We start from the raw sequence: 223 nt of genomic DNA, 5'->3' as shown, positions 1-223 counted from the left end.
GAGATCTCTCCGGAGCTCGTCCCGCAGGATGCCGCAGGACAGATTCAATCGACGGAAGCAATGATCGGACCCTACGCCCTGCAGGATTTCAACCTCTATTATCTCACGCGCGTCGGCTATCGCCCGTCGAAGATCGCGTACCTGTCCTGGCATGCCTGGAGCGACGCCGAGGCGGGCCCATGGCCGCCGCACCTTCCTGCCAGCGCGCACCGGTCCTACGATC

At 63.7% G+C, this 223-nt stretch carries 1 pseudogene; it reads left to right on the top strand.

Going from position 1 to position 223, the window contains the following annotated elements:
• Positions 1 to 223, top strand: a pseudogene (gene nadE / locus E4K09_RS19700) (NAD(+) synthase); the annotation flags it as partial.

Origin of the sequence: Microvirga pakistanensis (genome assembly GCF_004458765.1) — a bacterium.
Lineage (GTDB): Bacteria > Pseudomonadota > Alphaproteobacteria > Rhizobiales > Beijerinckiaceae > Microvirga > Microvirga pakistanensis.
This window is presented reverse-complemented; position numbering and strand designations above follow the sequence as displayed.